Raw genomic sequence first — 24,004 nt, forward strand, 5'->3', positions numbered from 1 at the left:
CGGGTTTATTTTTTAGCCGTTGTTATTACGGCTGCCAGAACGGCGAGTCGGGCTCACCTGGCTATGGCGCTTCACTGCGCGGCGAATCTGATTCGCTTTCACGCGGCGACGATCTTTCTCAACCGCCACTTTCGACGTGGTTTCTGGTTTGAGTTCGACCAGTTCCCGTAAATAGTTGGTCTGGGTTAAATCCAGCTCCGTATACCCACCGCGCGGCAGGCCTTTCGGCAGCAGGATGTCACCATAACGCACACGAATCAGTCGGCTAACCTGCACACCCACGGCTTCCCAAAGACGACGCACCTCACGGTTACGACCTTCAGTCAGAGTGACGTTGTACCACTGGTTGATGCCTTCACCGCCGGTGAATTTGATCGTTTTAAACGCTGCTGGGCCATCTTCAAGCTGAACGCCGCGCGACAAATCACGCAGTTTATGTTCATCAACTTCACCGAAGACACGCACCGCATATTCGCGTTCAACTTCGCGGCTCGGGTGCATCAGGCGGTTAGCCAGTTCACCATCGGTAGTGAATAACATCAAACCGCAGGTGTTAACATCCAGACGACCGACAGCAATCCAGCGCGCACCGCGCAATTTTGGCAGACGATCAAAAACGGTTGGACGTCCTTCCGGATCGTTGCGGGTACACAATTCGCCTTCCGGCTTATAGTAAGCCAGCACGCGACAAATCTGTTCTGCGGACTCTTTCACCGAGATCACGTGGCCGTCGAGACGAATTTTCATTCCCGCGACGACTTCCACACGATCGCCCAGCTTGGCAATTTTGCCATCTACACTGACGCGACCGGCTTCAATAATAGTTTCGATTTCACGGCGTGAACCGTGGCCAGCACGCGCCAGCACTTTCTGTAATTTCTCGCTCATTGAGCTTCCTCAGGTGTCGCCTTCACAGGCGTCTGGTGTACTTTCAAAAACAACGAGTGAGCACCAATAACAACTTAACTCACTGATATGTAACTATTTCATGGTACACAGCATGGCAAGCAATATGTCACACAAGCTGTCACACACATTGATTCGTGGGCGCACATACTACACTAACTTTAGACTAAATGATTCAACAAGTTTTGTGTGTCTGAGTCTTGGTACTGACAGCCAAAAGCAAACTGAATTAGTCATGAATCAGATCCACCCATACATCCCGCTCGTTCAGAATGGAACAATGTATATAGACGAGTTTAAGCGGAAGATTCAAGGCTACCGAGCCGCCACTAAGCAGGACGTTGACAGCTACCATTGCGAAAAATTTCAACGTTTCCCCCAGCACCGTACAGCGTATCAAGGCTGAGCAGGTTTCCTGAGCCTTTTACGAGGCAATTAGCGCCCTATCAGGCCACCAGCGCCCCTGATATTTGGGGATGGCCCGGCGTGGAAATGGGTGCCTTCCTCGAACGACGTTAAGCAACTCACGCCATGGAGTAACTCACAATACCACCGACACATCTTACTCTATCGGATTAGGCAAGCAATTTGTTGGCTGCGAGATCAGCTCTGATCTAATACAATCAAGTTGAAAAGCGACAGTTTTGGCAGGACCAATAGGCGCTGTAGGTCTGGCCCGCAGGAAATAAAACCATGTGAGTTTTTATCTGATTGACCTCATAGCATTTCGGACAAAATGCAGTTTCATCACCCCCTTTCCAGTACAGCCCATGTTTGAAGGTGAAAGTTGATTTATCTTTTAACTTCTCTTCAAGATCTTTGATCTTCTGTTCAGCATCAAACAACAGGGTCTGCGTTGTCACGGCTTTAATCTTGGTGTTAGCAAGTTCAACCATCAGATTAGTCAACTCAAGTTTGAGCGTGGCCTTGTCCTGTTCATCACTGTGATGCGCCAGTTTCTGGGGGATGCTCATCGCTTTATCAAGAATCCCTACCGCAGCCGCCGTGCTTGCCAATACACCTGCCATAGCATCCCCTATCTTAAATTTATCGAAGACCAACACCCACAATTTAACCGGATAACCTTCTGTTACGAAACGAGGTTTCACTTAGGTCTAGTACTGGTTGCCCATGGGATTATTGTTTGTAAAATGATCTCTGTGAATATTCCCATAACACTTAGAGGGACTTATGAGGCAGTACAACAACGATCTTACCCCTGAAATTCTGGCATCTTTTGATAAACCAGCGTTCAATGATGAAAAAGTTGCCGAAATGGGTCAAGAATGGCAGGAACTCATTACTAAACAGCAAACCGAACTCAAACTCGGGATACTATTGTTTATCCCGATGGTATAGAAGCGGCAATAATCAGTGGCGCAGGAGAAGCTGGACATAATGGCATTGGTCAAAGTGTTGCGCTTGTAGGCAGTCGCCTCAGCAATGGTGATGAAATAATAAGCGCACCACAAGGTACAGTAATACTGGTGCTTCGCCGTGGAATCCGAGCAACTAAAGGATTTCTTGTTGACCATTTCGAAGTAAAACAAGTGCCTGAAACAGAACTTACTCATTGAGGGACCACTGATGGTTACGCAAAGAACGCTTGCAAAACTAGGTAATAAAACGAGGTACGGGCATATTATTTCCGCCTCATCAACTATTTTTGATGAAGACCACAATCCATTGGTGAGGGCTGGTGATAAAGCATGGTGTGATGTTTGCAAAGGTGCTTTTGAAATCAATGCAACCTATACCGGACTCCTCGAAGCGGGTTTCATCGCGGGTGATGGAGATCTGGTTTTATGCCACTGCAAAGATAACTTTGTGATCGCCATGTCCGGCTTCACTGGGGAACGTCATCCGGGAATCATGGGCGCTAAATCAGCAGTCGCTGATGTACCTTTGGTGCAAAAAGCCCAGCAGGAACCAGAACAACACGCCCAGACAGCGAAAAAGAAAACCGGTATTGATGCAGGTTTTGCCGTTCTCCCCTACGGCGGCACCACTGAAGCGTGGCAACGTCTGCTATTCACCGAAAACCCACCAGCGGGGGCAAAGGAACTATTCGCTACGCTGAACGGCCCGGATGAAAAATACAAAGCTGGTTCGATTATGCTTCTGGTCGATCCTGAAAAGCAGGACGACGAACAAATCGCCCACCTGAAAGCTGCGAAAGCGCGAGTTGATGCGGCGTTAGAACCGCTGACAATCCAGGAAGCTAACTTCCTGCATAAACATAAAGACACCATTGATCTTTTTACCTCTCAAGCCAGTACGACAACAGGGATCGCCTCAGAAGCTGCGGGAAAATACTTTGAGAAGATCGAGAGTGTTCTGACCAAGATTCAGCAAGCATACAAAAATCAGTACATCACCAGCGGATCACTGATCAGTGAACAATTTTATGTTCAGAGACGGCAACTGTTCGGTGAACTCGATAGCATTCTAACGGATTTCACTCGTCACAAACTGGCATTGCAGGACTACCCAGACATTAAACGGGCGTTGGGACTTTCAACCAGTTCGATTACACATCGCTGGAATCAGACTGGAGTTGCAGATATTGAGGGCTACGCCACCTTCATCGAGAAAGCTGCAAAGTATGTGAAAATGATGAAAACAGCGGGCTATGTCGGAATCGCTCTTGATGGCGTGAACAGGCTGGATAAGATTTACGAAGCCTGCACAGTTGGGTCAGACTGCGAAAAAACGGCTTATACCGAGGTTGGAAGTTTTGGTATGAGTATAGGTGGAGGGATTGGTGCTGGAGTTCTCGTATCTGGTGGTGCCTCTACAGCTGTTTGTTCTATTGTTTTAGGGGCTTTAACCATTGAAGCAGCTGGTGCTGGAATGCTGGCTTGCGGTGTAATCTTCACTGGTGCGGCAGGTTATACCGGGGGAGAGTTGGGTGGCAAACTTGGTGAGACATTAGGAGAAAAAATCTATGAGGTAACAAAATAATGGTTACTCTATCTGATTTACTACTCTTCATCATTTCAGGCGTAATGATGGTTGCTATCGTCATGATGGTGGTCATTTCTTTTTTAAACAAAAAGCGTTTTCTTGAAGTATGCCGATTATACGAAGCGGAGTTTGGATCTTTGCCACTTGCTGCCGCAGTGTTAAAAGATGCCGACGTAATCGGTTTCACCGCAGGATACTCGACAAAAATAAACTTTATCATTCATCCGTTAATTTACGGGAAAAAGTCTGCACATAGCAAAATCGATGACGCTGCATTCATCAGAGGACTACCTGCAAACATCAGATACTGGTTTATCGCAGAATTCGTGTGCTCGGCAATAGGTTTTGTTGCCCTACTTCTCGGTGGTGTATGGCTTTGGGTCAACAAATGACCAACTTACCATCAGATCTAATCATCTGCGGATTTGGAGGATTAAGCCTTGTCTGCAGTATCGCGGTCGCATTGCTCTCATTTCTCAACAAAAAGCGTTTCTCCGCGATCTGCACGCTGTATAAAGAAAAATTTGGTTCTCTCCCTGCTGGAGCGATTATCTTCGATAATGCTGATTCTATAGGGTTTAGCTCAGGTTATGCAGCGAAGATCAACTTTATCGTGAACCCTTTGATCTTTCCAAAAGCTCAGTTGACAGTACAAATGATGATGTTGCGTTTATCAGAGACTTGCCACCTCACCTCAAAAACAGGTTTATCGTCAAGTACGCTTTCTCTGCTTTAGGATTGGTATCATTCGTTATCGCCGGAGCAGTGTTGTACTTTCGATAGCATCCCCAAAATAAGCCAGCAGCAATGCTGGCCTCCCCTTGAAACGTATCAAAAATCCCCGTCAGTTCCGCCTTTCTCCCCCTTCCGCAGATTTTGTACAACAGAAGATCTATTGCCGATCTAGAGCAAAGTAACGCGAAGAGTCGTTGGACGATTTCATCAGGCTTACGTCTGATAATGAAGCCTGCCACCGGCTCGAAAATGGTGTGCATAAAAGCGATGATACAAAGCGCTGATACAAAGCGCTGTTAAAGCTGTCACACAACATGATGACAGCCATAAGCAACATCGACTCAACGCATTTATTTATAAGGCGTTTTTATTTTGTTGTGCGCCTTCACAGGCGTCGAATTAGGGTCAAAAAAGCGATTTTCCGCTATTTTGATGACCGCGTAGAATATCTGCTTATACCTTTACAAGAAAGGCTTAACGTCGCCTACGCCTTCACGAATCACTTCAGGCGCATCTTCTGTGAGATCAACAACCGTGGTCGGCTGCTGGCCGAGGTATCCGCCGTGGATAATCAGGTCGACCTGTTTTTCCAGACGGTCTTTGATTTCTTCCGGGTCGGATTCCGTAAATTCACTGCCTGGCAGCATGAGCGACGTCGACAGCATCGGCTCGCCAAGCGTTTCGAGCAGCATCTGGGCAATCGGATTAGATGGCACGCGCATTCCGATCGTTTTCCGTTTTTCCTGTAACAAACGACGCGGCACTTCCTTGGTTCCTTTCAGAATGAAAGTATAGTTGCCCGGCGTGTTGTTCTTGATTAAACGAAACGCGACGTTATCCACGTATGCGTAGGTCGAGATTTCGGAGAGATCGCGACACATCAGGGTAAAGTTATGCCCATCCGGCAAATGACGAATGCGACAGATACGTTCCATCGCCCCTTTGTCTTCGATTTTACAGCCCAGCGCATAGCCGGAATCCGTTGGATAGACGATCACGCCGCCCTTACGAACGATCTCGACGGCCTGATTGATCAAGCGCGCCTGCGGGTTATCCGGATGAATATAGAAAAACTGACTCATACTTCCCTCTCTTCAATTTGTTGCTGCGGCTGTTCCCAGAGCTGCCAGACCGGTTCTACGCCTGCGGGCAACCAGAGCTTGCGCCCCAGTTCAATCCACGCGCAAGGCTGATGAAAATCCGAGCCTTGCGAAGCCAGTAAACCGAACTGGCGGGCGTAAGCCGCGTGCTGCGTGCGCTCATTGGGAGCCTGCTGGCACTGGGCGACTTCCATCGCTTCACCGCCGAGTTCGGCAAAGTGAGCCAGCAGCCTTTTCAACCACTTAGCTGACAGGTTGTAACGCCCCGGATGGGCCAATACCGCCTTTCCGCCAGAATGATGAATCACATCAATAGCTTGTTTTATTGTACACCACTGTGGAGGAACGTAACCGGTTTTACCGCGCGCGAGATATTTTTTGAATACATCAGCAAAGTTACTGGCTTTACCGGCCTCAACCAGGAAACGGGCGAAGTGGCCACGCGTCACGGCTCCGCCATTGGCGAGGCGCTGAGCCCCTTCCAGTGCACCGGGGATCAACGCTTTTTCAAGCCGTTCACCGATCAATTCAGCGCGCTGATTGCGGCGCTCTTTCTGCTCTTCCAGAAAGGCACACAGCGCCGGATGTTCAATATCAATGTTTAAACCCACGATGTGAATTTCGTGATTTTCCCAGACGGTGGAAATTTCTACGCCAGAGATGAGGTTCAACGCCAGTCCGCTACGCGCAATTTCCGCACGCGCTGCCGGAATGGCATCTGTGGTGTCGTGATCGGTAATAGCCAGCGTCCCCACGCGCATTTCGACGGCACGGTGGACCAGCGCTTCAGGCGTGAGCAGCCCATCAGAGGCTTGCGTGTGGCTGTGTAAATCATAAATCACGGCGTATTTTGTCTCGCTCAAAGCGGTTTCCATCACAGGTTTATCGTATTTAATAACGCTATGATAACGGCTTGCGCGGAAATTCTGAAATCAGGGGTTGACAATGCCCCATCGAACTAGTTAACTAGTACGAAAGTTCACTCAAGAAGGTATCTGAAAATGAAAGCACTTTTCTCCCTGCACGGTTGGTGGCGCACTTCCTGAATATCGGGCAGTGTCATTCGTGTGCGTTACGAAATCAGATACCTGGCCCGCGACTATGCGGGCTTTTTTATGAACAGAATATGAGAACAACAACATGCTAACAGCCAAAACAAAACTTGAGTTGCTCACCTGCGAAGCAATCTATCGCCACAACCCTACAGCCTTATTTCAGCAAGTCTGCGGTGCACGCCCCGCCACGCTGCTGCTGGAATCCGCCGATATCGACAGCAAAGACGATCTCAAAAGCCTGCTGCTGGTAGACAGCGCATTGCGGATCACGGCTTTAGGTGACACTGTGACCATCCAGGCGTTATCAGAAAACGGTGCGTCGCTGCTGCCGCTGCTGGATGCCGCTCTGCCCTCTGGCATCGAAAATGAAAAACGTCCGCAAGGCCGCACACTGCATTTCCCTGCGGTAAGTCAGCTGCTGGACGAAGACGCGCGTCTGTGTTCGCTGTCCGTTTTTGATGCCTTCCGCTTACTGCAAAATCTGGTGGATGTGCCTGACGACGAGCGCGAAGCGATGTTCTTTGGCGGGCTGTTTGCCTATGATCTGGTTGCCGGATTTGAGGACTTACCTGAAACCGAGCAAGGTAACCGCTGCCCGGATTACTGCTTCTATCTGGCAGAAACCCTGATGGTGATTGACCATCAGAAGAAATACACCCGCATTCAGGCCAGCCTCTTTACGCCTTCCGCTGCTGAAAAACAGCGCCTTGCACAGCGTATCGAACAGCTGCAACAGCAGATGACGGAAGAACCGACCGCGCTACCGGTGCAAAACATCGAACATATGCAGTGTGAAGTGAGCCAGACGGACGATCAGTACGGTGCAGTTGTCCGCCAGATGCAAAAAGAAATTCGCGCAGGCGAGATTTTCCAGGTCGTGCCGTCGCGTCGCTTCTCACTACCATGCCCTTCTCCGCTGGCAGCGTATGACGTGCTGAAGAAAAGCAATCCGAGCCCGTACATGTTCTTTATGCAGGACAACGAGTTCACGCTGTTTGGCGCATCGCCTGAAAGCTCACTGAAATTCGATGCGACCAGTCGTCAGATTGAGATCTACCCGATCGCCGGGACGCGTCCACGCGGTCGTCGCGCGGATGGTTCACTGGATCGCGATCTCGACAGCCGCATCGAGTTAGAAATGCGAACCGACCACAAAGAGCTCTCCGAGCACCTGATGCTGGTTGACCTGGCGCGTAACGATCTGGCGCGCATCTGTACGCCGGGCACCCGTTACGTCGCAGATTTAACCAAAGTTGACCGCTACTCCTTCGTGATGCACCTCGTTTCACGCGTTGTTGGCGAGCTACGCCACGATCTCGATGCGCTGCACGCCTACCGCGCCTGCATGAATATGGGCACCCTGAGCGGCGCGCCAAAAGTGCGTGCGATGCAACTCATCGCTGGCGCCGAAGGCCGTCGTCGCGGCAGTTACGGCGGCGCAGTCGGGTACTTTACCGCTCATGGCGATCTGGATACCTGCATCGTGATCCGCTCGGCCTACGTTGAAGACGGCATTGCCACCGTCCAGGCAGGCGCTGGCATCGTTCTCGATTCTGTTCCGCAATCTGAAGCTGACGAAACTCGCAGTAAAGCTCGCGCGGTCTTGCGCGCTATTGCCACCGCACACCACGCACAGGAGATTTTCTGATGGCTGACATTCTGCTGCTCGATAATATCGACTCCTTTACTTACAACCTGGCAGACCAGCTGCGTGCAAACGGCCACAATGTGGTTATCTACCGCAACCATGTCCCGGCGCAGACGCTGATTGAACGTCTGGAAACCATGCAAAACCCGGTGCTGATGCTTTCTCCAGGCCCTGGTGCGCCAAGCGAAGCAGGCTGTATGCCTGAGCTGTTGACCCGTATGCGCGGTAAACTGCCGATTATCGGCATTTGTCTGGGCCATCAGGCGATTGTTGAAGCCTACGGCGGTTATGTTGGTCAGGCGGGTGAGATCCTGCACGGTAAAGCGTCCAGTATTGAACACGACGGTCAGGCGATGTTTGCCGGACTGCCAAACCCGCTCCCGGTGGCGCGTTATCACTCTCTGGTGGGCAGCAACATTCCTGCTGGGCTGACGATCAATGCCTCGTTCGAGGGCATGGTGATGGCCGTGCGTCACGACGCGGATCGCGTATGTGGTCTGCAATTCCACCCGGAATCCATTTTAACCTCTAACGGCGCGCGCCTGCTGGAACAAACCCTGAACTGGGCGCTACAGAAGCTGGAGCAAACCAACACGCTGCAGCCGATTCTTGAAAAATTGTATCAGGCGCAAACGCTCACCCAGCAGGAGAGCCACCAGCTTTTCTCCGCCGTTGTGCGCGGTGAGTTGAAACCGGAACAGCTGGCCGCCGCGCTGGTGAGTATGAAAGTACGCGGCGAGCAGCCGCAGGAAATTGCCGGTGCCGCTACCGCTCTGCTGGAAAACGCCGCCCCCTTCCCGCGCCCAGATTATCAATTTGCCGATATCGTCGGGACCGGTGGTGACGGCAGCAACAGCATCAACATCTCTACGGCCAGCGCATTTGTGGCAGCCGCCTGTGGTATGAAAGTGGCGAAACACGGTAACCGCAGCGTTTCCAGCCGCTCGGGTTCATCTGACCTGTTGGCCGCTTTTGGCATCAACCTGGAGATGAACGCTGAACGTTCACGTGAAGCGCTGGACGATTTGGGCGTCTGCTTCCTGTTTGCGCCGAAGTATCACACCGGTTTCCGCCATGCGATGCCAGTTCGCCAGCAGTTAAAAACCCGTACGCTGTTTAACGTGCTTGGGCCGTTGATCAACCCGGCGCATCCGCCCCTGGCTCTGATTGGCGTCTACAGCCCTGAACTGGTTTTACCGATTGCTGAAACTCTGCGTGTTCTGGGTTATCAACGTGCCGCCGTGGTTCACAGCGGCGGGATGGATGAAGTGTCGCTTCATGCCTCAACGCTGGTTGCCGAACTGCGCGACGGTGAAATCCAAAGCTATCAGCTGGAAGCGTCCGACTTTGGTTTGACGCCGTACCACCAGGAGCAGCTTGCAGGCGGCACACCGGAAGAAAACCGTGACATTCTGACACGCTTGCTACAAGGTAAAGGTGAGGCTGCCCATGAGGCCGCTGTCGCCGCGAATGTCGCGATGTTGATGCGCTTACACGGTGAAGAAGATCTCCAGGTCAACGCGCAGAAAGTGATGGCCGTATTGCGTTCCGGCGCAGCTTACGATCGCGTTACCGCACTTGCGGCAAGAGGGTAAATAATGCAGACCGTTTTAGCGAAAATCGTTGCCGATAAGGCTATCTGGGTTGAAGCCCGCAAAGAACAGCAGCCGCTGGCCAGTTTTCAGAATGATGTTGTGCCGAGCAGCCGCCGTTTTTATGACGCCCTTCAGGGCGCTCGCACCGCCTTTATTCTGGAGTGCAAAAAAGCCTCCCCGTCTAAAGGTGTGATCCGCGACGATTTTGACCCTGCGCGTATCGCTGGGGTTTACAAACATCACGCATCGGCCATTTCAGTGCTGACGGATGAAAAATATTTCCAGGGCAGTTTTGATTTCCTGCCGATTGTTAGCCAAATCGCGCCGCAGCCGATTTTGTGCAAAGACTTCATTATCGACGCATACCAAATCTGGCTGGCACGTTTTTATCAGGCTGACGCCTGTCTGCTGATGCTGTCCGTTCTGGATGACGAACAATATCGCCAGCTCGCTGCCGTGGCGCACAGTTTGAATATGGGCGTGCTGACCGAAGTGAGCAACGAAGAAGAGCTTGAGCGTGCGATTGCGCTTGACGCCAAAGTCGTTGGTATTAACAACCGCGACCTGCGCGATCTCTCCATCGACCTGAACCGCACGCGTGAGCTTGCTCCGCGTCTGGGTGCCGGTGTGACGGTGATCAGCGAATCAGGCATCAATACTTACGCTCAGGTTCGCGAGTTAAGTCATTTCGCAAACGGCTTCCTGATCGGCTCAGCCATGATGGCTTACGATGATTTAAACGTCGCGGTGCGCCGCGTGCTGCTGGGTGAAAACAAAGTCTGCGGCCTGACTCGCGGTCAGGATGCTGCGGCAGCGCTTGAAGCGGGCGCAATCTATGGCGGATTGATTTTTGTCGACGGTTCGCCGCGCACTCTTTCAGAAAGTCAGGCGCGTGAAGTGATAGCAGCCGCGCCACTCAGCTACGTCGGCGTGTTCCGCGATGCGCCTGTAAATGACGTCGTGGAAAAAGCCGAAAGCCTGTCCCTCGCCGCCGTTCAATTGCACGGCAGCGAAGACCAGCATTATATCGACGCGCTGCGCCAGACATTGCCTTCGCAGATCCAGATCTGGAAAGCACAGAGCGTGGCCGACACCTTGCCAGCCCGCGATTTGAATCACGTTGATAAGTATGTGCTTGATAACGGCCAGGGCGGCACGGGCCAGCGTTTCGACTGGTCGCTGCTGAACGGTGAAAAGCTGGATAACGTCCTGCTCGCGGGTGGGTTAAGCCCCGACAATTGCGTAGAGGCCGCGAAAGCGGGCTGCGCAGGTCTCGATTTCAATTCAGGCGTAGAGTCCCAACCGGGAATCAAAGATGCCAGCAAACTGGCCTCGGTATTCAAGACGCTGCGTGCATATTAAGGAAGAGAAAATGACAACATTATTAAATCCGTATTTCGGCGAGTTCGGTGGTATGTACGTTCCGCAAATTCTGATGCCTGCCCTGCGTCAGCTCGAAGAAGCGTTTGTGAGCGCCCAGAAAGATCCGGCGTTCCAGGCCGAATTCACCGATCTGTTGAAAAACTACGCGGGCCGCCCAACGGCGCTAACCAAATGCCGCAACCTGACCGAAGGCACCAACACCACGCTGTATCTCAAGCGTGAAGATTTGCTGCACGGTGGCGCGCACAAAACCAACCAGGTGCTCGGCCAGGCGTTGCTCGCCAAACGCATGGGCAAAACGGAAATTATCGCCGAGACAGGTGCCGGACAGCACGGCGTAGCGTCGGCTCTGGCCTGCGCCCTGCTCGGCCTGAAATGTCGCATCTATATGGGTGCCAAAGACATTGAGCGCCAGTCACCTAACGTGTTCCGTATGCGTTTGATGGGTGCAGATGTGATTCCTGTGCACAGCGGCTCTGCGACGTTGAAAGATGCCTGTAACGAAGCGCTGCGCGACTGGTCTGGCAGCTATGATACCGCGCACTATATGCTCGGTACGGCAGCAGGCCCGCACCCCTTCCCGACCATTGTGCGTGAATTCCAGCGCATGATCGGCGAAGAAACCAAAGCACAGATCCTCGAAAAAGAGGGCCGTCTGCCGGACGCGGTGATCGCGTGTGTGGGTGGCGGTTCGAATGCCATCGGCATGTTCGCTGACTTTATTGATGACGCCAGCGTCGGGTTGATTGGCGTTGAGCCCGCCGGTCACGGCATTGAAAGCGGCGAGCACGGCGCACCGCTGAAGCACGGTCGCGTAGGGATTTATTTCGGTATGAAATCGCCGATGATGCAGACCGATGAAGGGCAGATCGAAGAATCTTATTCCATCTCGGCAGGTCTCGACTTCCCGTCCGTCGGGCCACAGCATGCGCATCTGAACAGCATCGGCCGTGCAGAATATGTGTCGATTACCGATGACGAAGCGCTGGAAGCCTTCAAAACCCTGTGTCGTAACGAAGGGATTATCCCGGCGCTCGAGTCTTCTCATGCCCTTGCTTATGCATTGAAAATGATTAAAGAGGACCCGGAAAAAGAGCAGTTACTGGTGGTTAACCTTTCCGGTCGCGGTGACAAAGACATCTTCACCGTTCACGATATTTTGAAAGCACGAGGGGAAATCTGATGGAACGCTACGATAACGCATTTGCTGAACTCAAAGCCCGCAAGGAAGGTGCCTTTGTTCCCTTCGTCACGCTTGGCGATCCAGGGCCTGAGCAGTCGCTGAAAATTATCGACACCCTGATTGCCGCCGGTGCCGATGCGCTTGAGCTGGGTATCCCCTTCTCCGATCCGCTGGCGGATGGCCCCACCATTCAAAGCGCAACTTTGCGTGCGTTTGCATCCGGTGTGACGCCAACGCAGTGTTTTGAAATGCTGGCGACTATTCGTCAGAAATACCCAACCATTCCGATTGGCCTGCTGATGTACGCCAACCTGGTGTTCAACCGTGGGATCGATGAGTTTTACGCCGAGTGCGCACGCGTCGGTGTGGATTCCGTGCTGATCGCTGACGTACCGATTGAAGAGTCTGCGCCGTTTCGACAGGCGGCGATGCGTCACAACATCGCGCCGATTTTCATCTGCCCACCGAATGCCGATGACGAACTGTTACGCCAGATCGCCTCTCACGGGCGCGGCTATACCTATTTGCTGTCCCGCGCGGGCGTGACCGGCGCTGAAAACAAAGCTGCCGTTCCGCTGCATCACTTGGTCGAAAAACTGGCTGAATACCACGCCGCGCCGCCGTTACAGGGCTTCGGTATTTCTTCGCCGGAGCAAGTGACCGCTGCCATCGAGGCTAATACGGCGGGTGCCATTTCGGGTTCGGCCATTGTGAAAATTATCGAGAAAAACGTCGATAAGCCCGATCAGATGCTGACAGAACTTCGCGACTTCGTTACCGTAATGAAGGCCGCGACTCGCCACGCATAACGGTTTCGCCGTCCGGACTCATCCGGGCGGCGAATACAACTACCGCTTTCGTACCCTCCGCATGGATGAAAGTGGTAACCAGAATTGATCTGTTCGAGCTTTTCGAACGCCCTCGCTTTTCAAATATTCCCCGCAGCGTATTATCCCGTTTTCTTCTGGCACTCAGCCGCGCATACACCTTCTGAGTTCAAAGACGAATACAAAGTAAGTTTTCTGTAATTAATTCATTAGGTTAAGTTTCTTTTCGAGCCTTTTTTCAGCTGCATTTAACTGTTTATAAATACGTTTATATTCATAGAGTTAATTGTTGGCTTTGGAGAACTTTTTGGGGTTATCTGCAACTTTGCGTAGCTGATTCCAGTTTCGTAACGTACCGCTTTACGCCTAGCTACCTCATCAGCATAATCCCTACCGATCCGTTTGTAAGATTTAACCAGTGCGCTACTTTTCTACCTATCCTATCAAGCGGACCGCCTGAAGCGACGTGAGGTCAGCTATGAGCGAAAATCGGTCGCCCGCATAGCGTAAACAGGCGTCCGATATTTTGAAGTGGGCAGATTACTTAATCGGCTTCCCCGTTTCGTCAATGACCCTCTCGCCATCCTCTTTGGTAAACGCTCCTTTCTGACCCTCCGGTAGAATATCCAGCACTATTTCTGAAGGGCGACAAAGACGAGTGCCAAGCGGCGTAACGACTACCGGCCGATTAATCAGGATCGGATGTTGAAGCATGAAATCAATCAACTGCTCATCACTAAATTTCTCTTCATCAAGACCCAGGTGTTCATAAGGCTCAACATTCTTACGCAGTAAGGCACGCACCGTCATTCCCATATCTGAAATAAGCTTAATCAGCTCATCACGGGTCGGGGGCGTATCGAGATAATAAATTATTGTCGGTTCGTTGCCGCTGTTACGGATCATCTCCAGCGTGTTGCGTGAGGTGCCGCAGGCCGGGTTATGATAGATGGTAATGTTGCTCATATCGGTATCTCATTACAAAGTGACAGAGAGCCGCCACGCCAGCGCGGCCAGAGTGACAAACAGCACCGGAACAGTCATGACAATGCCGATACGGAAGTAATATCCCCAGGTGATCGTCATATTTTTCTGGGCAAGCACATGCAGCCACAGCAGGGTTGCCAGACTGCCAATCGGGGTGATTTTCGGGCCTAAATCGCAACCAATCACATTGGCGTAAATCATTGCCTCTTTGACGACGCCGGTCGCCGTACTCCCGTCAATCGACAGCGCGCCAATCAGTACCGTCGGCATATTGTTCATCACTGATGAGAGAAATGCCGTCAGGAAGCCGGTGCCGAACGTCGCTACCCATAACCCCTTGTCTGCCAGCAGATTCAGCACGCCAGACAGGTACTCCGTGAGCCCTGCATTGCGCAGGCCATAGACCACGAGGTACATGCCCAGCGAGAAAATAACGATCTGCCATGGCGCACCGCGCAGGACTTTCCCGGTGTTGATGGCATGGCCTCTTTTCGCCACCACAAACAGCACTGCTGCGCCAGCCGCCGCTATCGCACTGACCGGGATCCCCAGCGGCTCCAGAACAAAGAAACCGACAAGCAGCAATAACAGGACAATCCAGCCCGCTCTGAAGGTAGCCGGATCCTTGATCGCACTGGCAGGCGTCTTCAGCAGCGAAACGTCATACGTAGCCGGAATATCCCTGCGGAAGAAGAGATGCAGCATGATCAACGTTGCCGCAATCGCTGCCGCATCCACGGGGATCATAACGGAGGCGTACTGTGTAAAGCCCAGACCGAAGAAGTCCGCCGAGACGATATTAACCAGGTTAGAAACAATGAGCGGCAGGCTGGCCGTATCTGCAATAAATCCTGCAGCCATGACAAAGGCCAGTGTCGTGCCCTGGCTAAACCCCAGTGCGAGCAGCATCGCAATCACAATCGGCGTCAGGATCAGCGCGGCGCCGTCATTGGCAAACAACGCAGCAACAGCGGCACCGAGCAAGACTATCCAGGTGAACAGCAGGCGGCCATGCCCGTTACCCCAGCGGGAGACGTGCAGTGCGGCCCATTCAAAGAAGCCGGACTCATCGAGCAGCAGGCTAATAATGATCACCGCAATAAATGCCGCTGTCGCGTTCCAGACGATATTCCAGACAACAGGAATATCAGCAATATGGATGACACCGGCTCCCAGCGCCAGCACTGCCCCGATACTCGCGCTCCAGCCAATACTCAGGCCTCTGGGTTGCCAGATGACCAGTACCAGCGTCAGTAAAAATATACTCCCTGCCAAAAGCATCTCAGACCCCATCATATATGATTTTGTAAATATGTTTTCCTGCCTCAGCAGGAGGTGCAGGCTGATTTGTCCAGCCATTCACGTACATCCTCGCGCAGACACTGCCAGGTCGTCGTGATTGTCTCAGCTGCCCACGCCGGTATGTGGGGTGACAGACGATAGTGGATCCATTTGCCTTCCCGACGGTCAAGAACCAGCCCGGCATCGCGAAGGATAGCCATATGACGCGAGATTTTGGGCTGCGATTCGGAGGTGGCCGCACAGATATCGCAGACGCACAGTTCTCCTGACTCCCGAAGAAGCATGACGATGGCGAGCCGTGTTTCATCCGACAGGATTTTGAAAAGCTGAACAGGTTGTAGCATTTTCCTCTCCGTTCCCTTTAGAATATATATATGATAAATCATATGTGTTAACTTTGAAATCATCTGTTCTCTCCGGAGGAGAAAAATGGAACCATTTCCTGCCCTGAATATTGAATGCTTTGATCAACACATCGCTGAACGCCTGCACCTGCAGGAGCCGCCACGGATTCTGATCCTGTATGGCTCAGTAAGAGAGCGCTCCTACAGCCGCTTTGCCGCGGAAGAAGCTGGCCGCCTGCTGACGGCGATGGGCGCGGAGGTAAAACTCTTTAACCCCTCCGGTTTACCCCTGCCGGATGATGCACCGGACACGCACCCTAAGGTCACCGAACTACGCGGCCTGGTCAGATGGTGTGACGGGATGGTGTGGAGCTCGCCGGAGCGGCATGGGGCAATGAGCGCGGTTATGAAGGCACAAATCGACTGGATACCCTTAAGTGAAGGTGCAGTTCGTCCTTCACAGGGTAAAACGCTTGCGGTAATGCAGGTTTGCGGCGGTTCGCAGTCCTTCAATGCCGTGAATCAGATGCGCATTCTGGGTCGCTGGATGCGGATGTTTACGATCCCCAACCAGTCTTCTGTGGCTAAAGCTTGGCAGGAATTCGATGAAAATGGACGTATGCAACCTTCGTCATGGTATGACCGCATCGTCGATGTCGCCGAGGAGCTGTTTAAAATCACGCTGCTGCTTAAGGGACAAACCGGTTATCTTGCGGATCGTTACAGCGAGCGAAAAGAGAGCCATCAGGAGCTTTCATCCCGTGTCAATCAGGACAAAATTTAACGTCTGTTCTTCGTTAATCCATACTGCATGAGCGTAATAACGTCCGCTATTGGCTGTGAGTTCAACCGGTGGATGCAACATATTGGTTGAAACGCTCTGCGGGTGATTCATAGTCTAGCGTTTTTCTTGGCCTCTCGTTGAGTTGCCTGGCAACACGGTTTAGTCTTTGCTGGCTGTGAACCGATATCCACCAGTCTGGTGGAGAGTAGGCATAATAGAAGAATGATATCTGTCGAACACTCTGGCGATATCATGCAGGGAATCACCTTGCTTATACCTGTCCCATATAATCGCTTTCTGTTCTGGCGTGTAGTTAATACGCGTTCTTCGTTTCATGGCAACACCCCCTTGATTAAGGATAGCGTTGCATCGACCCATTGAACTCGCAGCCAAAAGCAGACATCACTATTACGCTGTTTCGTTACTAAACGTAGACATATTGTCTCAGGAAGTTGGAAAAAAAAGCCCCGCGTATGCAGGGCGTTGGATGGCGGGGACGAATTAATCGAAAACACCATTAATGACTGAAGTCACAATGGCCGTGCTTAAAGCAACAAGCACCAAATCATTACCAACGGCTCGCCATTCGTAGCCCGGGTAATATGGCAAATCGTTAATCATTGATGCTGGCAAAGTTTTCTTAGCAATACCTGGAGGCAATGGTTTGCCTCGTACTACATTTTTAGCGATACCCGGTGGCAGTGCCTGATATCCAACAAGACCATAATTTACAGCAAATGAGCGAGCGCGGGAGAAACTGATATCGGAGTCAACATGGTCTGGTTTGCCGTAGTTTTTGCGGTTTCCATGATCCTTATTAGACTTTTCATTACCCTGACCTTTGTTCCCATTGTCGGCGCTTTTTCCGCTGTTGCTATGGTTACCACTGTTACCACTGTTACCGTGATTACCTCCGCCATTGCCTTGCCCACCTCCGCCATTACCGTTACCTGGGTTTGCAAAAACTGGTGCTGCAAGGACAGTGAGAGATATAACCGCCGCAAGTGCAGTTTTGAGAGTGCGACGCTTAAACATGATATTTATTCCTTCAGGTTAGATACACACTTTGAAGATATGACAAGGCTATAACCTGCACAATCTCATGATTTCTTATTTTTAAATATTTTCACATGAATTGTATAAACCTCATCTTTATGCGGGCTGATTTTCGGTCATTGGGTCTACGCTGCTTTCTTTCCCGAGAGGATGTAGCGTTGTCTCTGCATTTCCAATCTACATCGTCCCGTAGATCATGGATAAATTCAGTTACGAACCTTTCAGTCTTTAGGCAATAAACACAACAAAATTTCCGCTTTTCGCTCATAGCTGACCTTACGTTGCTTCAGGCGGTCCGCCTAGTGCCTGGAGCGGACATTGAGTCTGCTAAAGCGAAATGGCGCACCTTAAGCCCACAGCCGAAAACCACATTTCAATCATGCATAATAATTCTCATTCACATGTAGCATGGTGTGATGTTTAATAGCGCTTTTGGTCTTTCAAGGATGTGAAATGGGGACTCGATTTTCGACATTACGGCGCATTCCCGGTGGCGTCTGGATTATTGGTTTTGTCAGTCTTTTGATGGATGTTTCTTCTGAAATGATCCACAGCCTTCTTCCACTTTTCATGGCCACTGCTTTAGGGACGCCGGTAGTCATCATTGGACTGATTGAGGGGCTGGCTGAAGCGACGGCTTTATGCGTCAAAGTTTTTTCAGGTGTAATCAGTGATTACATTGGCAAACGTAAAGGGCTTGCAGTGCTTGGCTATGGCCTTGGTGCACTTAGCAAGCCGCTTTTTGCGCTGGCTTCAACCTCAGGGATGATCTTCAGCGCGCGAATGATTGACCGAGTCGGAAAAGGAATTCGGGGCGCACCACGAGATGCGATCGTTGCTGACGTTACGCCACCCGAGCTCAGAGGGGCGGCTTATGGCCTACGCCAGACTCTGGACACGATGGGAGGGTTTCTTGGACCGCTGCTGGCTGTGGGGCTAATGCTTTTATGGAGTAACGATTTCCGTGCCATTTATTGGGTTGCCGTCGTGCCGGCATTTCTGGCCGTAGCCCTGCTATTTTTCGGATTACATGAACCACGCACACCAGTCGCTTCGGTCAGAACTAATCCGGTGAGAAAGGAAAACCTTAAAAAGCTGGGGGTGGATTGTTGGTGGGTTATAGGACTCGGTGGGGTATTTACCCTTGCCCGATTTAGTGAGGCTTTCCTGGTTCTGAGAGCGCAAGAGGTTGATATCCCAATTGCTTTAATTCCTCTCGTCATGGTCGCCATGAATGTCGTCTATTCTTTCACAGCGTACCCTTTCGGGCGTTTATCAGACAGCATCAGCCATTGGCGATTACTTCAAATTGGACTTGTAGTGCTCATCGCGGCTGACTTAGTTCTCGCTCTCAGCCATACCTGGGTAGGCATTATAGTGGGTGTTGCATTGTGGGGTGTACATATGGGAATGACTCAGGGTCTGCTGAACACCATGATTGCCCATACGGCACCTGCTGATCTTCGGGGTACGGCCTTTGGATTTTTCAGCTTGCTGAGCGGAGCAGGATTGCTGATTGCCAGCCTGGGTGCAGGGCTGTTATGGGATATTTGGGGTTCTGCTTCAACATTTTTTGCAGGCGCGGTTCTTTGTGTCCTGACGCTATTGCTGATGCATTTTGTGCCAGACAAGTCAAAATGAATCCGTCATCTACGGTGATGTTCAGACATCTGCCAGTTAAACCTGTTTAGCCCCTCAGGAGATGCAATATTATTTGGAGGGGTTTGATTCTTGGTTTGCTATTCGCTCACAGCGAACCTACAGCTCAGTTAGCTGGTCCGCTCCGGGCCAGTAGCGGATCTGTTTGAATAGTCCAGAACGATAGTACCCGTCGGTCTGGAGACTTCTCAGCCAGATTTGTTGTCATTGTCATATCGCACGAATTACTCATTCATCACTCTTCTTTAACTGACTAAAAGTTTGCCGTATACTTTTATCTAGTGCACTATATAATCATCAACTAGATAATGGATTAGCCTATGAGCATGCAGTCACGACAGCAAATAGGAACGCAACTTTCGTTTGCCCTCTATGGTGCGGCGAGCCGCATGAACCGGTTACACAAGCCGTTGCTGGACCCGCTGGGGCTAACCTTTCCCCAGTATCTGGTCATGCTGGAGTTGTTTAACGGAACTCCACGCACCGTGGGTGATATCGGGAATAAGCTCGGCATGGATACCGGCACCATTACCCCCCTTCTCAAACGGCTTGAGGCTGCCGGACGCATAGTTCGCATGCGGGATCGCACTGACGAAAGGCGAGTTCTCATTACCCTTACGGATGACGGGCTCGCTTTGCAAAGCGAGCTGTGGCGCGTAACCGAAAAAATCAAATCAGCCTGTCAGTTATCGGATGCAAAGCTCGAGGAGTTACGAGATACACTCAATAACTTTGCCCATCCCGCTGATAAGTGATCATCCTCCACTCAGACAAAAGGTACTGGTATGAAAATTGGCATTATTGGCGCTGGAAACATTGGTGCAACTCTGGCACATAAGCTCTCTGTGCAGGGCCATGAGGTCAAACTGGCGAACTCAAGGGGACCGGAAACAATTGCAGAGTTGGCGCGAAGATTAGGGGCACTGGCGGTTGAGCGTCAGGAAGTCGTACGATATGTGGATGTCATCATCCTCTCTACGCCCTTTGATAAGCATGCTGAACTGGCTGAACTATTGCGTGATGTTCCGGAAAGCGTGATCGTCATTGATACGTCTAATTACTATCCCTTCCGCGACGGGGACATTGACGAGATCCGTGAAGGCAAACCTGAAAGCGTGTACGCCAGTGAAATAGTCAAACGACCTCTTGTCAAAGCCTGGAACGCTGTTCTGGCCGAGACGCTTAAAGAGAAAGGGCTGGTTGCCGGTTCCCCCTCCCGTATCGCTATCCCGGTTGCCGGCGACAGTACGGTAGCAAAATCTGTTGCGCTTGAACTCGTCAGTCAGACCGGTTTCGATGCAGTTGATGCCGGTACGCTTAGCGAATCATGGCGGCAACAGCCCGGCACGCCAGCCTACTGTACTGAGCTAAAAACCGGAGAGCTTGAAACAGCCCTTAAGGCAGCGGATAAAACTCGCGCTCCACTAAACAGAGATGCGTTGCTCAAGGAGTTTATGTCTGCAGGCGAACAACTCACTCACGATGCTATTGTTAAACGTAACCGTGCAGTAACGGCCTGAGTCAAGAAGGGGAAGTTATGATTAATTATGAAAAGTACCGGATTGCTGTTCCGGGAACTGGCCATATCGGTAAAACACTTGCTCGCAGTCTCGCCTCTGCCGGTCACTCCGTTAAGGTCGCAAATTCACATGGGCCTGAAACGATAGCGCTGAAGCAGCCGATGCAGTCAGTGCAATACAGGTGATCCTAACCGATGAACTATTGCCGTAATAGGGCTCATTCAGCGCGAAAAGCGACGTTTTAACGAACGCCGAAATAAACCGGCAGTACTGATGCTCACCTCGCAATTTCTCAGCACCTCGCGCGGCGTAATTGCCGGGATGGCCGTCAGTGCGATCGGTATTTTCTGCTATGTACAACTCGGCGTTGAGCCAAAAATCATGTGGGCTGGCCCAAATGCGGTCATTGGTGGCCTGCTGTTTGGCTTTGGTATCGTGCCGGCGGGTGGGTGTGAAACTGGTTGGATGTACCGCGCCGTCGAAGGTCAGGTACATCACTGGTGGGTGGGACTCGGGAACGTCATCGGGTCAACGATTCTGGCGTATTACTGGGACGATCTGTCACCTGCATTAGCCACAAGCTGGGATAAAGTGAATCTGCTGAGTACCTTTGGGCACTGGGTGGATTGCTGGTGACATACGCCCTGCTACTGTTCGCGTTCCTACTGGTTATCGCGCAGGAGAAACGCTTTTTCCGTCGCGCAGCGCGTCAATCTAAAATACAGGAGAATGCGGCATGAAAGAGATCGTTCCCGATTATCGTCTGGATATGGCGGGTGAACCCTGCCCTTATCCTGCCGTCGCCACGCTCTAAGCGTTGCCTCAGCTCAAGAAAGGGGAAATTCTGGAAGTGGTCAGCGATTGCCCACAATCCATAAACAATATTCCGTTGGATGCGAAAAACCACGGATACACCGTCCTCGATATTCAGCAAGACGGCCCCACCATTCGGTATTTGATTCAGAAATAACGCTCCAAACAACGCCCTCGCTCGGGGCGTGGTCTCCCCTCCTCTTTGCGGCTAAAAAACAACCAACATAGTGCGTTATCTCTCATTTTCTTTTGATGCGCGGGAATACTGTATCCTTAATTTCCATGAGGATATTCTAATGAAAAAATTACTGATTTGTTGTCTGTTCGGCAATACCGCGCACTCTCTGGCAAAAAAAATGCAGCATTCTGTCGATGAACAAGGCATTAAGATTCTGGTAAGCGCCGTCGGTCTGGATAATTTCGCGAGCGTCGCCCCGGCATTTGACGCCTATTTGGTCGCCCCCCATATTCAGTACAAACTGGAAGATTTGAGGAAAGAAATTGGTGAAGGACTGTCCATTACGGTGATTGAAAGTTATCCGTTTGCGTCACTGGATGGGGAAAAAGTATTGGCATTCGCGCTTGAAAATATGCCCGAACTGGCGCAGTAACAGGCTAGAAATGCGCAGAGAAAACAGGCCGCCGAGTGAGCCGTTTTCTCTGTTAATGCACCTCATACAGAATAAAATGCATCTCTAAATCATCATCCAGTAAAATGTGTTCATCAAAATTACCCTGACTCACTGAGCCAATAGCAGATCGCCAGAATTGCAGCGCAGCGGTGTTTTCGAGTATCACTCGGGTTTGCCAAAGCCCGGGACGCCGTTGCACTGCAAGACGAAACGCCTCTTTGCCCACCCCCATCCCTTTGAATTTACGCAGGATGAAAAACTGGTCGATATCATAACGCTCAACGTTATGCGGATAGCGTCGTAGTAAACAGAAACCCGCCAGTTCGTCGCCGTGATAAATCAGAAACGGCCAGTGGTCTTCACGCTCCCAGTGCGGGTCCAGTAACGACGCGTTATAGCCGTATTGTCCGTCACTTCCGCACGGCCACTTGCCATATTCAGCGAGATCGTAGACGTAATAATGAAAAAGATTTTCGACAATGTGTCGATGTTGCGCCGCCGATCGCAGACTCACGGTGTTGTCCGCAGACATTTTTCACTCCCTTGCAGAAAATGATTCGAATCATGGCTATTTCGCCGGTCTGTTCCACGGCATTTTTGACAGTAACATTGCCATGCCACACCAGCCACTGACTCCGGCAAAGAATAAACCTGCACCGACAAAGCCTGACAGTAAAAACAGCCCGCTATTCACGGTGTACCCCAGAACAACGCCTGTAAGAATGAGTGCGCCCGCCACAATCTGAACTTGTCTCATGATCGGCAACGGTTGCTTTTTGTCTTCATTCGTGGGGAATTGAGCGCTCTTCCACGCATTGATACCACCCGTCATCAGTAAAACCGGCGCGGGGCTGACTGCGTTGATAAGCGTACTGGCATTTTGGGCGGTACGCATCCCGGACTGACAATGAAAAATGACAGTCTGTTGCTCTACGTTATCCACTGTTTTACCTGCCGCGATGTCGGAAAGAGGCACCGAACGCGCGTTCGGTATGTGTTCGCGCAGATATTCAGCGCGGTCTCGAATATCAATGAGCACGGCCCCTTGTTCAATGAGTTTTTTCGCTTCGAGCGGTGATACGGATTCTGGGATCATGTGAGGTCCTCCGGGCAGAAAATGTCTTTTAGGGTGGAGATGATCTTTTTAACAGCCAGGTCTTTGATGAAATAGTTCACGCGTTGCGCCACCCTCTCCGACTCAATCAAGCCATCGTCTTTCATTTTTGCCAGGTGCTGTGAGGTTGCAGAAGGCGTTAAGCCGGTCAATTGCGCCAACTCCCCTGACGAAGTGCCGGGTCTGTCAATGAGAATGCAGAGGATCAAAAGACGCCTGCTGTTGCTCATCGACTTGAGCAGTTTTGTAGCCAGCGAGGCGCTTTCCTGTAATTGGTGCAGTTGAGTATCTTTCATTTGCAACTTTAGAATTGTCTAAATTTAGAAAACACTAAATCAAATGGCGCTCTTGCGCAATCAAAAGATCTCGATAGCTGAACGTCTGCTTCGTGCGG

General features: G+C 51.3%; 25 protein-coding genes, 6 pseudogenes and 1 other annotated feature. Of the genes and pseudogenes, 17 read left to right on the top strand and 14 right to left on the bottom strand.

Annotation, left to right across the window (positions count from 1 at the left end):
• Positions 1-12 precede the first annotated feature (12 nt).
• Together rluB and ACKI5T_RS09440 are read right to left on the bottom strand one after the other, a co-directional pair.
• Positions 13-888, bottom strand: coding sequence for a 23S rRNA pseudouridine(2605) synthase RluB (gene rluB, locus ACKI5T_RS09435; protein WP_012017591.1), 876 nt, complete (start codon positions 886-888; stop codon positions 13-15).
• Between the two features lie 641 nt (positions 889-1,529).
• On the bottom strand, positions 1,530-1,934 hold the full coding sequence (locus ACKI5T_RS09440) for a hypothetical protein (protein WP_407437155.1): 405 nt from the start codon (positions 1,932-1,934) through the stop codon (positions 1,530-1,532).
• A gap of 559 nt (positions 1,935-2,493) precedes the next feature.
• On the opposite strand from ACKI5T_RS09440, the gene ACKI5T_RS09445 reads away from it, so the two are divergent.
• From ACKI5T_RS09445 to ACKI5T_RS09455, 3 genes are read left to right on the top strand one after another with little or no spacing between them, the layout of a single operon-like run.
• On the top strand, positions 2,494-3,870 hold the full coding sequence (locus tag ACKI5T_RS09445) for a PAAR domain-containing protein (RefSeq protein WP_407437156.1): 1,377 nt from the start codon (positions 2,494-2,496) through the stop codon (positions 3,868-3,870).
• Positions 3,870-4,265: a hypothetical protein gene (locus ACKI5T_RS09450; protein WP_407437157.1), complete on the top strand. Its 396-nt coding sequence runs from the start codon at positions 3,870-3,872 to the stop codon at positions 4,263-4,265. Before ACKI5T_RS09445 ends, ACKI5T_RS09450 begins: the two co-directional genes overlap by 1 nt.
• A complete protein-coding gene (locus tag ACKI5T_RS09455; RefSeq protein WP_407437158.1) occupies positions 4,262-4,609 on the top strand; it encodes a hypothetical protein in 348 nt (115 codons plus the stop codon). The genes ACKI5T_RS09450 and ACKI5T_RS09455 overlap by 4 nt, the downstream gene beginning before the upstream one ends.
• 460 nt (positions 4,610-5,069) lie before the next feature.
• Here ACKI5T_RS09455 and ACKI5T_RS09460 read toward each other — a convergent pair whose 3' ends face one another.
• On the bottom strand, positions 5,070-5,690 hold the full coding sequence (locus tag ACKI5T_RS09460) for an L-threonylcarbamoyladenylate synthase (protein WP_012017592.1): 621 nt from the start codon (positions 5,688-5,690) through the stop codon (positions 5,070-5,072).
• Positions 5,687-6,571 carry an RNase RNM gene (gene rnm, locus ACKI5T_RS09465; RefSeq protein WP_133630148.1) on the bottom strand — a complete coding sequence of 295 codons (885 nt, stop codon included), beginning with the start codon at positions 6,569-6,571 and terminating at the stop codon, positions 5,687-5,689. Before rnm ends, ACKI5T_RS09460 begins: the two co-directional genes overlap by 4 nt.
• Before the next feature lie 138 nt (positions 6,572-6,709).
• On the opposite strand from rnm, the gene trpL reads away from it, so the two are divergent.
• The 6 genes from trpL (at position 6,710) to trpA (ending at position 13,381) form a co-directional block, all read left to right on the top strand.
• Positions 6,710-6,754, top strand: a complete 45-nt coding sequence (trpL, locus tag ACKI5T_RS09470) for a trp operon leader peptide (protein ID WP_407437182.1) — start codon at positions 6,710-6,712, stop codon at positions 6,752-6,754.
• Positions 6,731-6,825 (top strand) — a sequence feature (Trp leader region). Its footprint overlaps the gene before it by 24 nt.
• 23 nt (positions 6,826-6,848) lie before the next feature.
• On the top strand, positions 6,849-8,411 hold the full coding sequence (locus ACKI5T_RS09475) for an anthranilate synthase component 1 (RefSeq protein ID WP_407437159.1): 1,563 nt from the start codon (positions 6,849-6,851) through the stop codon (positions 8,409-8,411).
• Positions 8,411-10,006, top strand: coding sequence for a bifunctional anthranilate synthase glutamate amidotransferase component TrpG/anthranilate phosphoribosyltransferase TrpD (trpD, locus tag ACKI5T_RS09480; protein WP_133630146.1), 1,596 nt, complete (start codon positions 8,411-8,413; stop codon positions 10,004-10,006). The genes ACKI5T_RS09475 and trpD overlap by 1 nt, the downstream gene beginning before the upstream one ends.
• A gap of 3 nt (positions 10,007-10,009) precedes the next feature.
• Positions 10,010-11,368 (top strand): bifunctional indole-3-glycerol-phosphate synthase TrpC/phosphoribosylanthranilate isomerase TrpF, encoded by a 1,359-nt coding sequence (gene trpCF / locus ACKI5T_RS09485; RefSeq protein ID WP_407437160.1) that lies wholly within the window; start codon positions 10,010-10,012, stop codon positions 11,366-11,368.
• A gap of 10 nt (positions 11,369-11,378) precedes the next feature.
• Complete coding sequence (gene trpB, locus ACKI5T_RS09490; protein ID WP_407437161.1) at positions 11,379-12,572, top strand: tryptophan synthase subunit beta; 1,194 nt, start codon at positions 11,379-11,381, stop codon at positions 12,570-12,572.
• The gene (gene trpA, locus ACKI5T_RS09495; RefSeq protein ID WP_407437162.1) at positions 12,572-13,381 is read left to right on the top strand and encodes a tryptophan synthase subunit alpha; all 810 of its coding nucleotides are present in this window, start codon (positions 12,572-12,574) and stop codon (positions 13,379-13,381) included. The genes trpB and trpA overlap by 1 nt, the downstream gene beginning before the upstream one ends.
• Before the next feature lie 558 nt (positions 13,382-13,939).
• Here the strand turns inward: trpA and arsC are convergent.
• The 3 genes from arsC to ACKI5T_RS09510 are packed head-to-tail and all read right to left on the bottom strand — an operon-like array spanning position 13,940 to position 16,032.
• Positions 13,940-14,365: a glutaredoxin-dependent arsenate reductase gene (gene arsC / locus ACKI5T_RS09500; protein ID WP_407437163.1), complete on the bottom strand. Its 426-nt coding sequence runs from the start codon at positions 14,363-14,365 to the stop codon at positions 13,940-13,942.
• A 12-nt stretch (positions 14,366-14,377) separates the two neighbouring features.
• Positions 14,378-15,667 carry an arsenic transporter gene (locus ACKI5T_RS09505; protein ID WP_407437164.1) on the bottom strand — a complete coding sequence of 430 codons (1,290 nt, stop codon included), beginning with the start codon at positions 15,665-15,667 and terminating at the stop codon, positions 14,378-14,380.
• Between the two features lie 44 nt (positions 15,668-15,711).
• The gene (locus tag ACKI5T_RS09510) at positions 15,712-16,032 is read right to left on the bottom strand and encodes a transcriptional regulator (RefSeq protein WP_407437165.1); all 321 of its coding nucleotides are present in this window, start codon (positions 16,030-16,032) and stop codon (positions 15,712-15,714) included.
• A gap of 85 nt (positions 16,033-16,117) precedes the next feature.
• Between ACKI5T_RS09510 and arsH the strand changes: the two genes are divergently transcribed.
• Positions 16,118-16,816 (top strand): arsenical resistance protein ArsH, encoded by a 699-nt coding sequence (gene arsH / locus ACKI5T_RS09515; protein ID WP_407437166.1) that lies wholly within the window; start codon positions 16,118-16,120, stop codon positions 16,814-16,816.
• A gap of 61 nt (positions 16,817-16,877) precedes the next feature.
• Here the strand turns inward: arsH and ACKI5T_RS09520 are convergent.
• The 3 genes and pseudogenes from ACKI5T_RS09520 to ACKI5T_RS09530 form a co-directional block, all read right to left on the bottom strand.
• Positions 16,878-17,003: pseudogene (locus tag ACKI5T_RS09520) on the bottom strand (IS30 family transposase); the annotation flags it as partial.
• Positions 16,997-17,152, bottom strand: a pseudogene (locus ACKI5T_RS09525) (IS30 family transposase); the annotation flags it as partial. The pseudogenes ACKI5T_RS09525 and ACKI5T_RS09520, both read right to left, overlap by 7 nt.
• Before the next feature lie 165 nt (positions 17,153-17,317).
• A complete protein-coding gene (locus ACKI5T_RS09530; protein WP_259266838.1) occupies positions 17,318-17,851 on the bottom strand; it encodes an RcnB family protein in 534 nt (177 codons plus the stop codon).
• 474 nt (positions 17,852-18,325) lie between these two features.
• Between ACKI5T_RS09530 and ACKI5T_RS09535 the strand changes: the two genes are divergently transcribed.
• The 4 genes and pseudogenes from ACKI5T_RS09535 to ACKI5T_RS09550 all read left to right on the top strand — a co-directional run bounded on the left by ACKI5T_RS09535 (position 18,326) and on the right by ACKI5T_RS09550 (position 21,236).
• Complete coding sequence (locus ACKI5T_RS09535; protein ID WP_407437167.1) at positions 18,326-19,513, top strand: MFS transporter; 1,188 nt, start codon at positions 18,326-18,328, stop codon at positions 19,511-19,513.
• 338 nt (positions 19,514-19,851) lie between these two features.
• On the top strand, positions 19,852-20,286 hold the full coding sequence (locus ACKI5T_RS09540; protein WP_407437168.1) for a MarR family winged helix-turn-helix transcriptional regulator: 435 nt from the start codon (positions 19,852-19,854) through the stop codon (positions 20,284-20,286).
• A 24-nt stretch (positions 20,287-20,310) separates the two neighbouring features.
• Positions 20,311-21,051, top strand: a pseudogene (locus ACKI5T_RS09545) (NADPH-dependent F420 reductase); the annotation flags it as partial.
• Between the two features lie 17 nt (positions 21,052-21,068).
• Positions 21,069-21,236 carry an NAD(P)-binding domain-containing protein gene (locus ACKI5T_RS09550; protein WP_407437169.1) on the top strand — a complete coding sequence of 56 codons (168 nt, stop codon included), beginning with the start codon at positions 21,069-21,071 and terminating at the stop codon, positions 21,234-21,236.
• On the opposite strand, the pseudogene ACKI5T_RS09555 reads toward ACKI5T_RS09550, so the two are convergent.
• Positions 21,235-21,366: pseudogene (locus ACKI5T_RS09555) on the bottom strand (DNA polymerase V subunit UmuC); the annotation flags it as partial. The gene ACKI5T_RS09550 and the pseudogene ACKI5T_RS09555 overlap by 2 nt on opposite strands.
• On the opposite strand from ACKI5T_RS09555, the pseudogene ACKI5T_RS09560 reads away from it, so the two are divergent.
• From ACKI5T_RS09560 to ACKI5T_RS09570, 3 genes and pseudogenes are all read left to right on the top strand, one after another.
• Positions 21,364-21,791: pseudogene (locus ACKI5T_RS09560) on the top strand (YeeE/YedE thiosulfate transporter family protein); the annotation flags it as partial. The pseudogenes ACKI5T_RS09555 and ACKI5T_RS09560 sit on opposite strands and share 3 nt — an antisense overlap.
• A pseudogene (gene yedF, locus ACKI5T_RS09565) lies at positions 21,788-22,021 on the top strand (sulfurtransferase-like selenium metabolism protein YedF). The pseudogenes ACKI5T_RS09560 and yedF, both read left to right, overlap by 4 nt.
• A gap of 139 nt (positions 22,022-22,160) precedes the next feature.
• Entirely contained in the window at positions 22,161-22,475 is a 315-nt protein-coding gene (locus tag ACKI5T_RS09570; RefSeq protein WP_407437170.1) for a PTS sugar transporter subunit IIB, read from the top strand.
• 52 nt (positions 22,476-22,527) lie between these two features.
• On the opposite strand, the gene ACKI5T_RS09575 is transcribed toward ACKI5T_RS09570, so the two are convergent.
• The 3 genes from ACKI5T_RS09575 to ACKI5T_RS09585 are packed head-to-tail and all read right to left on the bottom strand — an operon-like array spanning position 22,528 to position 23,906.
• Positions 22,528-23,028 (bottom strand): GNAT family N-acetyltransferase, encoded by a 501-nt coding sequence (locus tag ACKI5T_RS09575; protein ID WP_407437171.1) that lies wholly within the window; start codon positions 23,026-23,028, stop codon positions 22,528-22,530.
• 36 nt (positions 23,029-23,064) lie between these two features.
• Positions 23,065-23,592, bottom strand: a complete 528-nt coding sequence (locus ACKI5T_RS09580; RefSeq protein ID WP_407437172.1) for a rhodanese family protein — start codon at positions 23,590-23,592, stop codon at positions 23,065-23,067.
• A complete protein-coding gene (locus ACKI5T_RS09585) occupies positions 23,589-23,906 on the bottom strand; it encodes an ArsR/SmtB family transcription factor (protein WP_407437173.1) in 318 nt (105 codons plus the stop codon). Before ACKI5T_RS09585 ends, ACKI5T_RS09580 begins: the two co-directional genes overlap by 4 nt.
• Positions 23,907-24,004 lie beyond the last annotated feature (98 nt).

The sequence above is a fragment of the Lelliottia sp. genome (assembly GCF_045627565.1).
In the GTDB taxonomy this organism is placed as follows: Bacteria; Pseudomonadota; Gammaproteobacteria; order Enterobacterales; family Enterobacteriaceae; genus Enterobacter.

Coding starts and splice junctions, on each gene's coding strand:
- trpA (WP_407437162.1), top strand. CDS start 12,572: ATGGAACGCTACGATAACGCATTTGCTGAACTCAAAGCCCGCAAGGAA.
- ACKI5T_RS09440 (WP_407437155.1), bottom strand. CDS start 1,934: ATGGCAGGTGTATTGGCAAGCACGGCGGCTGCGGTAGGGATTCTTGAT.
- ACKI5T_RS09540 (WP_407437168.1), top strand. CDS start 19,852: ATGAGCATGCAGTCACGACAGCAAATAGGAACGCAACTTTCGTTTGCC.
- arsC (WP_407437163.1), bottom strand. CDS start 14,365: ATGAGCAACATTACCATCTATCATAACCCGGCCTGCGGCACCTCACGC.
- trpCF (WP_407437160.1), top strand. CDS start 10,010: ATGCAGACCGTTTTAGCGAAAATCGTTGCCGATAAGGCTATCTGGGTT.
- ACKI5T_RS09510 (WP_407437165.1), bottom strand. CDS start 16,032: ATGCTACAACCTGTTCAGCTTTTCAAAATCCTGTCGGATGAAACACGG.
- ACKI5T_RS09505 (WP_407437164.1), bottom strand. CDS start 15,667: ATGCTTTTGGCAGGGAGTATATTTTTACTGACGCTGGTACTGGTCATC.
- ACKI5T_RS09535 (WP_407437167.1), top strand. CDS start 18,326: ATGGGGACTCGATTTTCGACATTACGGCGCATTCCCGGTGGCGTCTGG.
- ACKI5T_RS09475 (WP_407437159.1), top strand. CDS start 6,849: ATGCTAACAGCCAAAACAAAACTTGAGTTGCTCACCTGCGAAGCAATC.
- ACKI5T_RS09550 (WP_407437169.1), top strand. CDS start 21,069: ATGATTAATTATGAAAAGTACCGGATTGCTGTTCCGGGAACTGGCCAT.
- ACKI5T_RS09580 (WP_407437172.1), bottom strand. CDS start 23,592: ATGATCCCAGAATCCGTATCACCGCTCGAAGCGAAAAAACTCATTGAA.
- ACKI5T_RS09445 (WP_407437156.1), top strand. CDS start 2,494: ATGGTTACGCAAAGAACGCTTGCAAAACTAGGTAATAAAACGAGGTAC.
- ACKI5T_RS09530 (WP_259266838.1), bottom strand. CDS start 17,851: ATGTTTAAGCGTCGCACTCTCAAAACTGCACTTGCGGCGGTTATATCT.
- ACKI5T_RS09455 (WP_407437158.1), top strand. CDS start 4,262: ATGACCAACTTACCATCAGATCTAATCATCTGCGGATTTGGAGGATTA.
- ACKI5T_RS09575 (WP_407437171.1), bottom strand. CDS start 23,028: ATGTCTGCGGACAACACCGTGAGTCTGCGATCGGCGGCGCAACATCGA.
- trpB (WP_407437161.1), top strand. CDS start 11,379: ATGACAACATTATTAAATCCGTATTTCGGCGAGTTCGGTGGTATGTAC.
- trpD (WP_133630146.1), top strand. CDS start 8,411: ATGGCTGACATTCTGCTGCTCGATAATATCGACTCCTTTACTTACAAC.
- arsH (WP_407437166.1), top strand. CDS start 16,118: ATGGAACCATTTCCTGCCCTGAATATTGAATGCTTTGATCAACACATC.
- ACKI5T_RS09460 (WP_012017592.1), bottom strand. CDS start 5,690: ATGAGTCAGTTTTTCTATATTCATCCGGATAACCCGCAGGCGCGCTTG.
- ACKI5T_RS09585 (WP_407437173.1), bottom strand. CDS start 23,906: ATGAAAGATACTCAACTGCACCAATTACAGGAAAGCGCCTCGCTGGCT.
- ACKI5T_RS09570 (WP_407437170.1), top strand. CDS start 22,161: ATGAAAAAATTACTGATTTGTTGTCTGTTCGGCAATACCGCGCACTCT.
- rluB (WP_012017591.1), bottom strand. CDS start 888: ATGAGCGAGAAATTACAGAAAGTGCTGGCGCGTGCTGGCCACGGTTCA.
- ACKI5T_RS09450 (WP_407437157.1), top strand. CDS start 3,870: ATGGTTACTCTATCTGATTTACTACTCTTCATCATTTCAGGCGTAATG.